Origin of the sequence: Streptococcus sp. oral taxon 431 (assembly GCF_001553685.1) — a bacterium.
Lineage (GTDB): Bacteria > Bacillota > Bacilli > Lactobacillales > Streptococcaceae > Streptococcus.
Genome location: NZ_CP014264.1, coordinates 334854 through 350243 on the forward strand (window position 1 = coordinate 334854; position 15390 = coordinate 350243).

General features: G+C 39.0%; 16 protein-coding genes. 11 read left to right on the top strand and 5 right to left on the bottom strand.

Going from position 1 to position 15390, the window contains the following annotated elements; translation table 11 throughout:
* The first annotated feature begins 10 nt into the window (after positions 1-10).
* The 10 genes from gtfA (at position 11) to AXE83_RS01660 (ending at position 9134) form a co-directional block, all read left to right on the top strand.
* Positions 11-1531, top strand: a complete 1521-nt coding sequence (gene gtfA / locus AXE83_RS01615; protein ID WP_060955174.1) for an accessory Sec system glycosyltransferase GtfA — start codon at positions 11-13, stop codon at positions 1529-1531.
* The gene (gtfB, locus tag AXE83_RS01620; RefSeq protein WP_060955175.1) at positions 1515-2861 is read left to right on the top strand and encodes an accessory Sec system glycosylation chaperone GtfB; all 1347 of its coding nucleotides are present in this window, start codon (positions 1515-1517) and stop codon (positions 2859-2861) included. The genes gtfA and gtfB overlap by 17 nt, the downstream gene beginning before the upstream one ends.
* Positions 2854-3033 (top strand): accessory Sec system protein Asp4, encoded by a 180-nt coding sequence (gene asp4 / locus AXE83_RS01625; RefSeq protein WP_049508236.1) that lies wholly within the window; start codon positions 2854-2856, stop codon positions 3031-3033. Before gtfB ends, asp4 begins: the two co-directional genes overlap by 8 nt.
* Positions 3034-3037: 4 nt before the next feature.
* Positions 3038-3262, top strand: a complete 225-nt coding sequence (gene asp5, locus AXE83_RS10400; protein ID WP_081108275.1) for an accessory Sec system protein Asp5 — start codon at positions 3038-3040, stop codon at positions 3260-3262.
* A gap of 242 nt (positions 3263-3504) precedes the next feature.
* On the top strand, positions 3505-4227 hold the full coding sequence (locus tag AXE83_RS01630; RefSeq protein WP_060955176.1) for a pseudouridine synthase: 723 nt from the start codon (positions 3505-3507) through the stop codon (positions 4225-4227).
* 110 nt (positions 4228-4337) lie between these two features.
* Positions 4338-5672, top strand: a complete 1335-nt coding sequence (gene pepC, locus AXE83_RS01640; protein ID WP_060955177.1) for an aminopeptidase C — start codon at positions 4338-4340, stop codon at positions 5670-5672.
* Between the two features lie 138 nt (positions 5673-5810).
* A complete protein-coding gene (locus tag AXE83_RS01645; protein ID WP_060955178.1) occupies positions 5811-7124 on the top strand; it encodes an ISL3 family transposase in 1314 nt (437 codons plus the stop codon).
* Positions 7125-7400: 276 nt separating this feature from the next.
* A complete protein-coding gene (locus AXE83_RS01650; RefSeq protein ID WP_223299867.1) occupies positions 7401-7964 on the top strand; it encodes a DUF4230 domain-containing protein in 564 nt (187 codons plus the stop codon).
* A gap of 166 nt (positions 7965-8130) precedes the next feature.
* Positions 8131-8376 carry a hypothetical protein gene (locus AXE83_RS01655; RefSeq protein ID WP_004238875.1) on the top strand — a complete coding sequence of 82 codons (246 nt, stop codon included), beginning with the start codon at positions 8131-8133 and terminating at the stop codon, positions 8374-8376.
* Positions 8377-8645: 269 nt separating this feature from the next.
* On the top strand, positions 8646-9134 hold the full coding sequence (locus tag AXE83_RS01660) for a leucine-rich repeat domain-containing protein (protein WP_223299868.1): 489 nt from the start codon (positions 8646-8648) through the stop codon (positions 9132-9134).
* A gap of 83 nt (positions 9135-9217) precedes the next feature.
* Here AXE83_RS01660 and AXE83_RS11710 read toward each other — a convergent pair whose 3' ends face one another.
* The 5 genes from AXE83_RS11710 to adhP form a co-directional block, all read right to left on the bottom strand.
* Positions 9218-9307, bottom strand: coding sequence for an IS3 family transposase (locus AXE83_RS11710; RefSeq protein ID WP_367400507.1), 90 nt, complete (start codon positions 9305-9307; stop codon positions 9218-9220).
* Positions 9308-9368: 61 nt separating this feature from the next.
* Positions 9369-10280, bottom strand: coding sequence for a PTS system mannose/fructose/sorbose family transporter subunit IID (locus AXE83_RS01665; protein WP_045763029.1), 912 nt, complete (start codon positions 10278-10280; stop codon positions 9369-9371).
* 14 nt (positions 10281-10294) lie between these two features.
* Positions 10295-11107 (bottom strand): PTS mannose/fructose/sorbose transporter subunit IIC, encoded by an 813-nt coding sequence (locus tag AXE83_RS01670; RefSeq protein ID WP_060955180.1) that lies wholly within the window; start codon positions 11105-11107, stop codon positions 10295-10297.
* A gap of 29 nt (positions 11108-11136) precedes the next feature.
* A complete protein-coding gene (locus tag AXE83_RS01675; RefSeq protein WP_060955181.1) occupies positions 11137-12126 on the bottom strand; it encodes a PTS sugar transporter subunit IIB in 990 nt (329 codons plus the stop codon).
* Positions 12127-12671: 545 nt separating this feature from the next.
* On the bottom strand, positions 12672-13691 hold the full coding sequence (gene adhP / locus AXE83_RS01680) for an alcohol dehydrogenase AdhP (RefSeq protein WP_060955182.1): 1020 nt from the start codon (positions 13689-13691) through the stop codon (positions 12672-12674).
* Positions 13692-14063: 372 nt separating this feature from the next.
* On the opposite strand from adhP, the gene AXE83_RS01685 reads away from it, so the two are divergent.
* Positions 14064-15341, top strand: coding sequence for a hypothetical protein (locus tag AXE83_RS01685; protein WP_060955183.1), 1278 nt, complete (start codon positions 14064-14066; stop codon positions 15339-15341).
* Positions 15342-15390 lie beyond the last annotated feature (49 nt).

Here is a 15390-nt window from a genome sequence, read left to right on the forward strand (position 1 = left end):
AGGAGAATTTATGACAATTTACAATATAAATTTAGGAATTGGTTGGGCCAGCAGTGGTGTTGAATATGCCCAGGCTTATCGTGCGGGTATTTTTCGCAGCCTGAATCTGCCGTCGAAGTTTATCTTTACAGACATGATTTTGGGAGATAATATCCAGCACCTAACCGCAAATATCGGCTTTGATGACGATCAAATCATCTGGCTTTACACTCACTTTACAGATATCAAAATTGCACCGACCAGTGTGACGGTAGCTGATGTTTTGGCTTATTTTGAAGGCGTAGAAAGCCGTCGTGAAAGAAATGGGAAAATTGAACGAATCTTCTTCTCAGATGAAGACAAGTTTATCACTTGTTATTTGGTAGATGAGGAAAAAGATTTTGTTCAACATGTGGAGTATGTGTATGCTGGTAAATTAATCCGCAAAGATTACTTCTCTTACACACGCTATTGCACAGAATATTTTGCTCCTAAAGACAATGTAGCGACCCTCTACCAAAGAACCTTCTACAATGAAGATGGGACTCCGGCTTATGAGATGTTCATGAATCAAGGAACTGAGGAAGTTTATCGTTTCAAGGATCGCATTTTATACGGGAAGCCTGCCTTAATTCGTTATTTCATGCAGACACTTCAGTTAAGTAAATCAGATCTAGTAATTTTAGATCGTGAGACAGGGATTGGTCAGGTTGTTTTTGAGGAAGCGCAAGCGGCACATCTAGCGGTAGTTGTTCATGCAGAGCATTACAGTGAAAATGCGACAAATGACGATTATATCCTTTGGAATAACTATTATGACTATCAGTTTACCAATGCAGATAAGGTCGATCTCTTTATCGTTTCAACGGATCGTCAAAAGGAAGTCTTAGAGCAACAGTTTGCTCGATATACCTCGCATGCACCTAAGATTGTGACCATTCCAGTTGGAAGTGTTGATCAATTAACAAAACCACAAGAGAGCCGTAAACCATTTTCGCTCATTACAGCTTCTCGTTTGGCTAAGGAAAAACACATTGATTGGCTTGTCAAGGCTGTGATTGAGGCTCATAAGGAATTACCAGAATTAACCTTTGATATCTACGGTAGTGGTGGTGAAGAAGGACGTCTTCATGAGATTATCGCTGCAGGTCAGGCAGAAGAGTATATTAAACTCAAGGGCCATGCCGAACTTTCTCAAATCTATTTACAGTATGAAGTTTATCTAACTGCTTCTACAAGTGAAGGATTTGGGTTAACACTCATGGAAGCAATTGGTTCGGGCTTGCCATTGATTGGTTTTGATGTTCCTTATGGAAATCAAACCTTCATCGAAGATGGCGAAAATGGCTACTTAATTCCAAGCTCATCTGACCATGTCGAAGATGAAATCAAGAAAGCCTATGCAGAAAAGATTTGCCAATTGTATTTGGAAAATCGTTTGGAAAGTATGAGAGAAAAATCCTACCAGATTGCTGAGAAATTCTTGACTCAAGAGATTTTGAACAAATGGGAAAAAACAATCAAGGAGGTAGTGGATGATTCAGTTATTTGATGTATATAATCAAGAAAGTCAAGATTTGCACTATAGTCTGACTGCGGCAGGACTGTCTGATTTGACTGTGGTTATTGAACCCGATGGATTTTTACCAGATGGAGTTGTCTCACCCTTCACCTATTATTTGGGTTATGACAGGGGTAAACCCTTGTACTTTAATCAAGTTCCTGTCCCAGATTTTTGGGAGATTGCTGGTAATAATCAATTTGGGACCATCAATGACCTTAATCAAGAACGAGCAGTGATTCATTTTGCAGATGGCTTACAGGCTCGTTTGGTAAAAAAAGTCGAATGGAAAACACCAGCAGGTCGGATCTTTCAAGTAGATCACTACAATCGTTTTGGAGCTTGCTTTGCTAAAACCACCTATGATGGTTTGGGGCAAGCTATCATGACTTCCTATCGGAACGTAGATCAAAAAGAAGTTATTTTGGAAAATCATGTCACAGGTGATATTCTTTTGACCTTGGAAGGGCAAGGTTTGCGCCATTTTTCTGGTCGAGTGGCCTTTATCATAGACTTCTTACAAGGTTTGAAAGTGAATCTTGACCACATTCTCTTTAATACCCTGTCTACATCGTTTTTGACTTCCTTCCATTTCCCAGAAAAATCAGGTCAGGATATTCTAGTTTGGCAAGAACCATTGCAGGATCATATTCCAGGAAATATGCAACTGATCTTGGAGAATGACCAGCTTCGAGCTAAGACCATTATCATTCCAGATTATGCGACTTATGAACGCGCTCTGCAATTGACCGATGAAAAATTCCATCATAAGTTTAGTCATCTAGGCTATCATTATCACTTTAAGCGCGATAATTTTGTTCGTTCTGATGCCTTGATAGTGACCAATTCAGACCAACTCGAGCAAATTGAAAAACTGGTGGAGAGTTTACCAAGGGTCACTTTCCGAATAGCAGCAGTGACAGAGATGTCATCCAAGTTACTGGATATGCTCCGCTATCCCAATGTCGTACTCTATCAAAATGCGAGTCCCCAAAAGGTTCAGGAGCTTTATCAGTTATCAGATATCTACTTGGATATCAACTATGGGAATGAATTGCTTCAGGCTGTTCGACAGGCTTTTGAACACAACCAACTGGTCCTAGCTTTTGAAGAAACCGCCCATAACCGTCGCTATACAGCTCCGAATCATATTTTCGCTAAGGAAGCAGTTGACGACATGATTCACACCATTGAGTTAGCCCTTTCTCATGTCAAAGAGATGGGACGAGCTCTTGGAGATCAAGGGTACCACGCCAATTATGTAGATCCAATTATGTATCAGGAGCGGATGGAAACCATTTTAGGAGAAAGCCATGACTAAAAAAGATCTATTTTATCAAGATGTTGAAGGTCGCATGGAAGAGATGAAACAACAACCCATCAAAAAAGAAAAGTCTACACGTGGTGAAAAAATTAGTAAGACCTTTTCTTTCTTGATAGGATTCATTATTTTGATCGGTTTATTATTTACCTTGATAGGGCTTTTGAGGTAGTTAAATGACAGAATTATTGATAATTTTAACCATTATTTTAGCTCTTTCCTTAATTATTCTTGTAACGATACAACCACGGCAAACTCAAATATTTTCTATGGATGCTACTAGTAATATCGGAAAGCCTAGCTATTGGCAAAGCAATACGCTTGTTAAAGTCTTAACCTTGCTTGTTAGCTTATCACTATTTGCGTTGTTGCTCCTCTTTATGGTTTTAACTTTTAACTAATCTTTATCTATATTGCTAGAACGTTTGATTTTAACAGTGAAGATTTAAAGAAATTTAAGTTTGAGGAGAAAATTTTAAGAAAACTTTTAGGAAACTAGCTTATACTATAAGCATAAGTTAAGAAGACCTTAACTTTAACTCCTAAAATTTTTCATAATAATCTCCCTATAAAATAAAGTCGCCCAATCAGGCGGCTTATTTTTTTGTCCTAAGATTAAGCTTGTTCATGGTATAATAGTGCTATGAGATTAGATAAATATTTGGTTTCCTGCGCCGTAGGAAGTCGGACAGAGGTTAAAAACTTTCTAAAGTCTGGGCGCGTGACGGTCAATGGTAAAAAGGAAAAATCTGCCAAGCTGCAAATCAATGAAGAGACAGATGAGATTTGTTTTGACGGGCAAAAGCTAACCTACGAGGAGTTTGTTTACTATATGATGAACAAGCCCCAGGGTGTTATTTCAGCAACTGAAGATCCTAAACATAAGACTGTGTTGGATTTGTTGGATGACTTAGCTCGTTCAAAGGAAGTTTTCCCAGTAGGGCGTTTGGATATCGATACGCATGGACTCTTGCTCTTGACCAATGATGGCCAGTTGGCTCATGCTCTTCTTTCACCAAAACGCCATGTGGATAAGACTTATCTGGCGCAAGTCGATGGAATCATGACGGATGAAGACATTGAGACATTTGCCAAGGGCATTCCGCTCAAGGACTTTACCTGTCAGCCTGCTAGACTGGAGCTTGTGTCCATAGATCCAGAAAAGAATCAAAGCCAAATCCGTGTGACTATTGCAGAAGGGAAATTCCATCAGGTTAAACGCATGGTTGCCTACTGTGGCAAGGAAGTGGTGAACTTGAAACGTCTGACCATGGGAACTTTGACCTTAGATGAAAATCTAAAGCGTGGGGAATGGCGTCGCTTGACCAAAGAGGAATTAGAAGGCTTGCTCGAAAGTGTTAGGTAAACTGTGTAATCGTTGAAAAAGGTGAGGAAAATATCCTTGGCTTTTTCAGTTTTTGGTTGCTTCCTTTGTGAAAAGAGTTATAATAGACTGTAGAATAAAAGGAGGATTTTATGAACGCGATTCAAGAATCATTTACAGATAAATTATTTGCCAACTATGAAGCAAATGTCAAATACCAAGCTATCGAAAATGCTGCTAGCCACAATGGAATCTTTGCAGCCCTTGAGCGTCGTCAAAGCCATGTAGACAACACACCTGTTTTCTCACTTGATTTGACAAAGGACAAGGTTACTAACCAGAAAGCATCTGGTCGTTGCTGGATGTTTGCGGCCCTCAATACCTTCCGTCACAAACTCATCACTCAATACAAACTTGAAAACTTTGAATTGTCACAAGCCCACACCTTCTTCTGGGACAAGTATGAAAAATCAAACTGGTTCTTGGAGCAAGTCATTGCGACTGCAGACCAAGAATTGACAAGCCGCAAGGTTAGCTTCCTACTCCAAACTCCACAACAAGATGGTGGTCAATGGGATATGGTTGTGGCTCTCTTTGAGAAATATGGTGTCGTTCCTAAGTCTGTTTATCCAGAGTCTGTTTCATCTAGCAGCAGTCGTGAGCTCAATGCAATCCTTAACAAATTGCTTCGTCAAGATGCTCAAATCTTGCGTGACCTATTAGCTTCAGGTGCGGATCAAACGACTGTTCAGGCTAAGAAAGAAGACCTCTTGCAAGAAATCTTTAACTTCCTTGCTATGTCACTAGGACTTCCACCACGTCAGTTTGACTTTGCTTATCGTGATAAAGATAATAACTACCAAAGCGAAAAAGGCATTACTCCACAAGAGTTTTACAAGAAATATGTCGCTCTTCCATTAGAAGACTATGTTTCTGTGATCAATGCTCCAACTGCTGATAAACCTTACGGTCAATCTTATACAGTTGAGATGTTGGGAAATGTCGTTGGTAGCCGTGCAGTTCGTTACATTAACGTACCGATGGAACGCTTGAAAGAATTGGCGATTGCCCAAATGCAAACAGGAGAAACTGTTTGGTTTGGTTCAGATGTCGGCCAGCTCAGCAACCGTAAAGCAGGAATCCTTGCGACAGATGTTTATGACTTTGAATCAAGTATGGATATTCAACTCACTCAAGACAAGGCTGGACGTTTGGACTACAGCGAAAGCTTAATGACCCACGCTATGGTCTTGACAGGTGTTGATTTGGACGAAAACGGTAAATCAGTCAAGTGGAAAGTTGAAAACTCTTGGGGAGACAAGGTCGGTACAGATGGATACTTTGTTGCCTCAGACGCTTGGATGGATGAATACACTTACCAAATCGTTGTTCGTAAGGAATTACTAACAGAAGAAGAACAAGCTGCCTATGAAGCAGAACCAATCGTCCTTGCACCATGGGATCCAATGGGTGCCTTGGCAGAATAAATGAGATATAAAAAGAATGGTTCTATAATTTTTAGGGTTGATGGAAATTTTCCACCAACCCTATTTTAGTGTATACAAAAAGGCCAACATCCATTATATTAAAAGCGCTGAAACCTAAAACAAAAGGATGATGACCATATGAACAATATACTAGAAGCTACACTACAAATCAAAGATAAAAACATTATTTGGGATAATAATGTTCAAGAGAAGATAAAAAATAGAAAATCTTTCTTTTATTCAGCTACATATACGCATAAACCAGAATTTTGTGCCGTTTGTGGGTGCGTTAGCCAAAATAACAATATAGTTAAAAACGGGACGAAAACTTCTCGTATCACTCTCTGTTCTGTTTCAGGCCTTCCGGCCTACTTAAATCTACGAAAGCAGAGATTTCTCTGTAGAGAATGTGGTTCTTCATTTACTGCAGATACTAGTCGAATTGTAGAAAAATACTGTCATATCTCGAAACGATTAAAAAATGAAATTAAGGCAAAAATAAGTGAAACAGTATCTGAAACATATATTGCCAAAGAAACAAATGTTTCAATTCATACCGTTAGACGTATCATAGATGATACAGCACGATTATTAACGATTAAACCATTACATGATTTACCTGAGCATTTGTGTTTTGATGAATTTAAATCTGTTAAATCTTCCGATAGCAATATGAGCTTCATTATTTGTGATAGCACTACACACAAGTTGGTCGATGTTGTACGAGGTAGAAAATCTTACAGTTTGAAACAATATTTTTATCGTTTTGAGCCTGAGACTAGATTAAAGGTGAAAACTATCTCCATCGATATGTACTTGCCATACATTCAATTAATAAAAGAAATGTTTCCTAACGCAAAAATTATCATTGATCCTTTTCACATTGTACAAGCCTTGAATAGAGAATTAAATCGAACTCGGGTACGTATCATGAATCAGCATCGTTATAAAAATCCTAAATTATATCGAAAGTTAAAACATTATTGGAAGTTAATTTTAAAGAACCCTAATGAACTTCAGAACTATAAATATAATCGTTATAAGCTTTTTGAAAGCTTCATAACAAGTAAAGGAATCGTAGATTATATCTTAGAAAACAATCCATCTCTAAAAAATGATTATGAGGTTGTACATTCACTTCGTGAATGTATACAGGATAGAGATTATATAGAATTCAAGGAAACGATTGAAGCAGCTACGCAATTAGACCTATCTCCTGGTTTAAAAAGAGTATTAAAGACTCTTATGACTTACTTGCCATATATTCAAAATACTTGTGAGTATCCAACTAGAACAAATGGCCCTATTGAAGGAATAAACAATAAAATAAAAGTGCTTAAAAGAAATGCCTACGGCTTTAGAAACTATTACCATTTTAGAAATAGGATTATTTTAATAACAAAAATGTTTGGCCCAAAACAAAAAGGAATTAAGCAACAATTAGTTGCTTAATCCCTTCCTAAATTTCTTCATCAACACTATTTGACAAAGAGCCCTTTTTTAGTGCTCAAAATAGCACTCAATTTTAAATGGATTTGGTGTTCAAAAAATATAATCAAATGCAACAAACTAATTTCATTTTTAATAGGCACAATTAATTTTAGAAGATAGTACGAAAAAATATTGACTGTTTTCTTTAGAATGTGTAAAATTTAGATAGATTATTTAAAGTGAGGTTTTTTTATCTTGTCTATATTAAAGAAGAAATTTAATAAGTTTAGTGTTCTATTGAATCTGGTATTAATAGCTATTATAGCTATTGGAGTGCTATTTTTCTTACCTAAGGAACATAAATCAGAAGTCAAATCGTCAATTAATATCGAAAGTATTGAAAAAGTGAATGAAGTTGTATTTTTGAATGCGGGAATTAATGAAATTATTTCTGAAACAAAAACAACTCAAGTTTTTGGGTTTGATGTGCCGTTCTCTAAAAAAACAGCATTAGTAATTTTAAATTATAAAGCTAAATTTGGGATTAAAAGTAGTGTAAAGATTGAACAAATAGGTGAAAAAGAATATAAGGTTATTGTTCCAAAATTTGAAGTAATTGGTGTGGAACTTTCAAAAGATAATCCTTACAATTTGTATGATGATCATGGAGAGTTGTTAAGTGGGACTACAGAAGATGTTGATACTGGGAAATTGGTCACAAACCAACTTTCTAGTGATAAACAAGCAGAGTATTTAGATAAATTTAAGAGTGAAATTAAAGAATCTGCAATCAATTATTATAAAACAATATTTTCTTCAATGGATTCTGAAGTAAAAGTAACTATAGAATTTACAGAATAATTTTTGAAATACAAAACCCTGACCAGAGATGGTCAGGGTTTTGTGTGGTTCTATAATTTTTAGAGTTGGTGGAAATTTTCTACCAACCCTATTTTAGTGTATACAAAAAGGCCAACATCCATTATATTAAAAGCGCCTAAACCTAAAACAAAAGGATAATGACCATATGAACAATATACTAGAAGCTACACTACAAATCAAAGATGCACACAATGAAGGTGTTACATTCCATTTCTTAGAGAATATTAAAGAAGTATTGCGTGATGAGAGTGGGAAAGTAACTGGTGTAAAGGTTATTACAATGGAACTTGGTGAATCAGATGAAAGTGGAAGAAGATCAACGCATGAAGTGGCAGGTAGTGAACATATTATTCCATGTGACCTTGTCGTTGCAGCAATTGAACAAAAGTAGACTTTAGTGTTCTAGATGAAAGGTAAAAATTTGACTTTCGGTCAACATCAGAATACAATAGAAATGAACTAATAACAGGGGATGCATATTTAGGTCCTCAATCTATCGCAACCGCAATTAAAGGCGGGTGAGAAGTTGCGACAGAAGTACATGAATCGTTTAAAGAAAACACATAAATAACTTGTGGTGCCTTTCGTTTTTTTACTGGGAAAATTAAGGAACTATAGTTATAAATCCTTAAAGATATTAATATATTAACATGCGTATATTTGTGGGAAGAAGGTTATGTCATCTATAGTTGTACTTCTGACGATAAGGTTGTTCGTGTACCAAAGGAAATTAAAGGTAAACCTGTTATCGCAATTGGAGAACGTGGTCTTGCGAACTTGAAACATTGTGAGGCAATCGTTTTACCAGATACAGTACGATATATTGGAAAAGGTGCGTTTACGATTGACAATAAGTTAAAGTATGTCCACTTTGGTAAGTCAATAGAAACAGTAGAAGATGATGTTTTCAACTCTGACAGTTCATTAGAATCAGTTGTATTCCCAGAAGGAACAAAGAGTATTGGAACATTAGTATTCTGGGGGACATCATCAATTAAATCTATTACAATTCCAGCAAGTGTAACAGAAATTACAGAATACTTCTATTTTGTGGATAACTGTAACCCAGATGTAGAAATCCATACACCTAAGGGATCAAAGGCAGAAGAAGTAGCTAAAGCAATGCAACTTAAAGTAGTAAATGACTAAAGGGGAATAGTACGAACAAAAAATTACTATCAGGCTTAGGGACTGACCCCAAAAAGTGAGAATTTAATAAAAACACCCTAGGGCTACCGTCTTCGGTATTCAACCGGAGACAGGTAGTCCAATTTTTGTTGGATTCTTTTTTCATTAGGTTCTTCATCAACACTATTTGACAAAGAGCCAAAAGAATCAGGTGATAAACCTGATTCTTTTTTTGTTTATACATTCTCGTCGAGATTACATGATACCGAAGAAACGAGCTGCGATACCAACTACAAAGAGGGCAAGAATGATTGTGATTGGAGATACTTTTTTCTTAAGCAACCACATGCATAGGAAAGTAAGGAGAAGTCCCATCAATCCTGGAATCAATGAGTTCAACTGTCCTTGAAGGGTTTGTGGTTGAACGCTATCCAAGCTCAATCCGCTGAGTGCTTGACCAAGAATACCCTTCAATTCTCCACCTGTAACAGGACCTTCTGGGAAGACGATGTAGGCACCTTCTGACAATTGTTTACCTGGAAGGTTGATAGTGAAGTTGATAGATACCCAACGTTGTACAAGAACGGCAAGGATGAACATACCAAGGATTGAAGCTCCTTTAGTGATGTCTTTCAAGATACCACCTGACATGTCTTTAGTGATTTCAGATCCAGCCTTGTAACCAAACTCTTGTGTATACCAAAGGAAAGACATACGGATAGCATTCCATCCAAAGAAAAAGAGAAGTGGTCCGACGATATTACCAGTTGCAGCAAGTGATGCACCAAGGGCACCAAGGATAGGACGAACTGTAAACCAGAAGACTGGGTCACCGATACCAGCAAGAGGTCCCATCATACCGATCTTAACACCTTGGATAGCAGCGTCATCGATTTCAGTACCGTTTGCGCGTTCTTCTTCAAGTGCAAGAGTAACCCCCATGATTGGGGCAGCTACGTATGGGTGAGTGTTGAAGAACTCGAGGTGACGCTCAAGAGCAGCAGCTTGGTCTTCTTTTTTAGTGTAAAGTTTCTTGATAGCTGGGATCAAAGAGTAAGCCCAACCCAAGTTTTGCATACGTTCGTAGTTCCAAGAACCTTGAAGGAATTGTGAACGCCACCAAACTTTTTGGCGATCTGATTTTGATAATTGAATTTTTTCAGCCATGATTGTTCCCCTTTCTAGTAGTCTTCTAGGATATCACCGATTGGATCGTTAGAAGTTGCAGCTCCTCCTCCGCCGTTTCCACCTTGTTTAGAAAGGTTGAGGTAGATGAAGGCAAGGGCAACACCGATGACACCAAGGGCAATCAAAGTCAATTGAGAGATTGCTGCAAGAGCAAAACCGATAGCGAAGAATGGCCATACTTCACGAGTAGCCATCATGTTGATAACCAATGCGTAACCAACGGCAACGACCATAGCACCACCGACAGCCATACCACCTTTAAGCCATTCTGGCATAAGGTTCAATACGCTTTGAACGGCTTCAGTTGGCATTGCAAGCAAGAGTGCAGCTGGGATAGCAATACGTAGACCTTGAAGAGCGAGGGCAAAGTAGTGAGCGCGTTCAACAGCTGTAATGTTTCCTTCTTTAGCAGCAGCGTCAGCAGTGTGAACCAAACCAACTGAGATTGTACGAACAATCATAGTCAAGAAAAGTCCAGCTACGGCAAGAGGTATTGCAGTAGCAGTTGCGACTGCGATACCTTCAGTAGTAAAGTTACCACCTTTAATCATGATGATTGCAGCGGCAACAGAGGCAAGGGCAGCGTCAGGAGCTACGGCAGCTCCGATGTTAGCCCAACCAAGGGCGATCATTTGAAGTGATCCACCAAGCATAACCCCTGCTTCGAGGTTACCAGTTACAAGACCGATAAGGGTACATGCTACGATTGGTTGATGGAATTGGAATTGGTCGAGGATACCTTCAAGACCTGCGAAGAAGGCAACAACTACAACCAAGATAGCAGAAATGAATGAAATATCTGACATGGTTTTATTCCTTTTCTATTTAGTTTTAATTATTGAACGTTAGCTTTGCTAATCAAGTCAAACAAATCTTTTTTAGTGTCGTTTGGCACTTTACGTACGTCAAATTCAACACCAAGATCACGCATTTTTTCAAATGTAGCAACGTCATCTTTGTCCATTGACAATACGTTGTTGATCATTGTTTTACCAGTTGAGTGAGCCATTGATCCAACGTTAAGAGTCTTAATTGGCACACCGCCTTCGATAGCACGAAGGGCATCTTGAGGTGTTTCAAATAAGATAAGGGCGTGTGTGTTACCAAAACGAGGATCTTTTGCAACCTCAATCAATTTTTGGATTGGCACAACGTTAGCCTTCACTCCGTTAGGAGCCGCTTGTTTGATCAATTCTTTACGAAGGTCGTCATTTGCTACGTTATCTGAAGCAACGATGATACGGTCTGCTTTAGAATCTGGAGTCCAAGCAGTTGCGACTTGCCCGTGAAGAAGACGTGTGTCAAGACGAGCAAGATTGATTTTCAATTTACCGTCTCCGATAACTGTTCCTTCTGGGATAGCAGCTTGGGCTACAGGAGCAGCTGCAGCAGTTGCAACTTCCTCAGCTGGATTTAGCTCTTCTGGAAGAGCCTTGATGCCATCTTTGGCCTCTTTAATGATGTTTGCAGCGACTTTATCCACTCCAGCAGCAGCGTCCATAAGGCGCTCTGTGTAAGCTTGGATCAACATCGGTAAGTTAAGTCCTGTGATGATGGCAAATTTACGCTCAGGGTTTTCTCCCATTACGCGGCTAGCTTGGTTAAATGGAGACCCACTCCAAAGGTCAGCCAAGACTAGAACCTCATCTTCTGCGTCAAATGCAGCCACAGCATTGTTGAACTTGGCGTATAAATCATCTGGACCTTCGTTTGGCATAAAGGTTACAACTTGAACCTTTTCTTGTTCACCAAAGATCATAGATCCTGACTGATGAATACCAGCGGCAAATTCACCGTGGCTCGCAATAATGATTCCGATACTCATTATTGTCATTCCTCCTTATAAAATGTTTGACTCTTAGTTTAAGAAAACTTTAAGACTCCTTAAGTATAAATCGTTTTCAGAAAAAAAGCAACTAATTATACTAAAGAGTGAAAAAAATCTCAAAGCTTTATTTTTGCAAATATTGATATATCAACTTTTTGTGGAATAGTCTATAGAATGGTAAAAAAATTTAATATAAAAAATGGGTGAGCAGAGGTCAATGAATTAACTCACGACTTTCTAGTCCCGGTCCCTGATGTTTCAACAATCCGCTGTTTGCTTGTAGAATTTGTCTAGAAAAATGACGTTTTCTTCACTAGTGCTCTTGAGCGTCTAAAAAATGCCCTAAGTCCAATTAGTTGTCGTATCAAAATGTTATACTCAATGAAAATCAAAGAGCAAACTAGGAAGCTAGCCGCAAGCTGTACTTGAGTACGGTAAGGCGAAGCTGACGTGGTTTGAAGAGATTTTCGAAGAGTATTATTGCTAAAAAAAACGAGGTAGGATCTTCTGTCCCTACCTCGTTTGGGCATTTATTATTTATCTTAATGAGTAAAGTCTAGAACCATACGACCTTGGATGGTTCCGGCAGCCATTTCATCAAAGACAGCAATGGCATCTTCGACAGGGCGTTTTTGAACGATTGGTACAACCAGACCTTCAGCACCAAATTGGAAGGCTTCTTCCAAATCTTTACGTGTTCCAACGAGAGAACCGATGACTTGGATACCGTCAAGAACTGTTTTGACGATGCTAAGGTCCATCATTTCAGATGGGAGACCGACAGCTATTACACGACCGCCTGCACGAACAGAGTCAACTGCTTGGTTAAAGGCAACTTTTGATACAGCTGTTACGACAGCTGAGTGAGCACCACCGTTTGTCTTTTCTTTGATAAGGCCTGGGACATCTTCGACTTCAAGACCGTTAATCACGATATCTGCACCAACTTCTTTAGCTAGAGCAAGTTTATCGTTGTTAATATCTACTGCGATAACGTGAGCGTTGAATACTTTTTTAGCGTATTGAACAGCTAAGTTACCAAGTCCTCCAGCACCATAGAGGACAACCCATTGACCTGGCTCAACTTTTGCTTCTTTGATAGCCTTGTAGGTAGTAACACCGGCACAAGTGATTGAAGAAGCTTGGGCTGGATCGAGACCTTCTGGAACCTTAACGGCATAATCTGCAGTTACGATACATTGTTCTGCCATACCACCATCAACTGAGTAGCCAGCATTTTTCACTGTGCGGCAAAGAGTTTCGCGCCCAGTTGTACAGTATTCACACATACCACAGCCTTCAAAGAACCAAGCAACGCTGACACGGTCACCAACTTTTAGGCTTTTAACATCAGGAGCAACTTCTTTGACGATACCGATACCTTCGTGACCGAGAACGCGTCCTGGAACTTTACCAAAGTCACCATGTGCAACGTGGAGGTCAGTGTGGCAGACACCACAGTACTCAACTTCTACAAGAGCTTCCCCAGTTTCGAGTGGACGGAGAACTTTTTCTTCAATAGCAACACCAGTGCCTTCTGGATTTACAACAACAGCTTTCATAGCTATCCTCCTTGATTAGTCGTTGAGGTGCAGTGGAAAAGGGGCTTGGCTTGAGAGGTTTTCAAGTGAAGTCGAGTTTGAACTGCCCTCTTATTTACTTATATGTGAAGTATATCACGATATTTACTATAGTACAATGGTTTTTAGGTAAAAAACCATGTAATCGCTTAACTGGTTGATGAGACTGTGAAAATTGAACAAGTAAGATTGATGCATTGGCAAGTAAATACCTATAAATGCTAGAAAAGTTGACTTTAGATCGCCTCTTTAAGGTTTTCAGCAAATTTTCTGAGTTTCTTCTCGATGGGATTTTGGTATAATATAGAAAGCAATTGATCTTTCTAGTAAGAGAATTTAGAGTGAGAGGTATCTATGTCCCCTTCTGTTCAGTTATTGAAAAACCGTTATTTAAAAAATATCAAAGAAAATCCTGACCTCTACATCGGTATTGAGTTGGAATTTCCTATCGTTCATGTAAATGGGCAAGCGACAGATATTGAAGTCAGCAAGGATTTGATGCGCTTTTTGGTGGATGCTCTCCATCTGGAAGTTGAAAAAGAGGACCAGGATGGTAATCCGATTCAACTTGTAGAACCAAAAAGTCAGGATCGGATTCTGTTTGAGGTTTCCTACACGACCTTGGAGTTTGCCTTTGGCAGAGCCCAGAAAATCCAAGAGGTCCAAGGTCGACTTCAAGCTTATATGAAGGTCATTCAGGAAAAACTAGGCGAGAAGGACCATGCTATCCAGGGCTGGGGGATTCATCCAAACTGGGATCAGAATGACAATCGACCGGTGGCTTATCCACGCTACCAGATGCTGATGGATTACTTGCATATGGGAAGTCGCCAAGATAGAGCTGATTTGCATGACTTTCCACAATACGGTGCTTTTATCTGTGGGAGTCAAGTTCAGTTGGATGTATCGACTGCTAACTACCTACGAGTTATCAATGCTTTTACTCAGATTGAAGCAGCAAAAGCTTACTTATTTGCCAATTCTGAGTTTTCGGGAGCAGAATGGGATACTAAGATTTCACGGGATATTTTTTGGGAAGCTTCCATGCATGGGATTTATCCAGAGAATGTTGGTGTCAATGCCAGACTCTTCAAAGATGAGGATGATTTCTTTGATTATCTAGACCACTCTGCGATTTTTACAGCAGAACGAGATGGGGAAACTTACTATTTTTCTCCGATTCGGGCTAGAGATTACCTAGCTACTGAGGAAGTTTTGGCCTATACTCTAAATGGAAAAGAAACTCTGCTTGTTCCTCAAGAGAAGGATTTTCAAACGCACCGTAGTTACCAATATCAAGACTTGACGACTAGAGGGACGGTTGAATTCCGTAGTGTTTGTACACAGCCGTTAGACCGAACTTTTTCTTCAGCAGCCTTTCATCTAGGTTTGTTGGTGAATCTAGACAAGCTTAAAACATACCTAGAAACAGCACCTTTCTTTGAGAGATTTGGTCGTGACTACAAATCATTGAGACGCCAGTTTTCTCAGAAACACCTTTCAGATGAGGAGACAGCTGGAATTGTTCAATTCTCAAAAGATTTGCTAGCTATAGCAGAGCAAGGTCTTGAAATGAGAGGTCAGCAAGAAACAACCTATTTAGAGCCTTTGAAAGAAAAAATGACTCTATAATTTTCTTATAAAGGAAGAATTTTCTGAAAAATCATGTTATAATGGATGA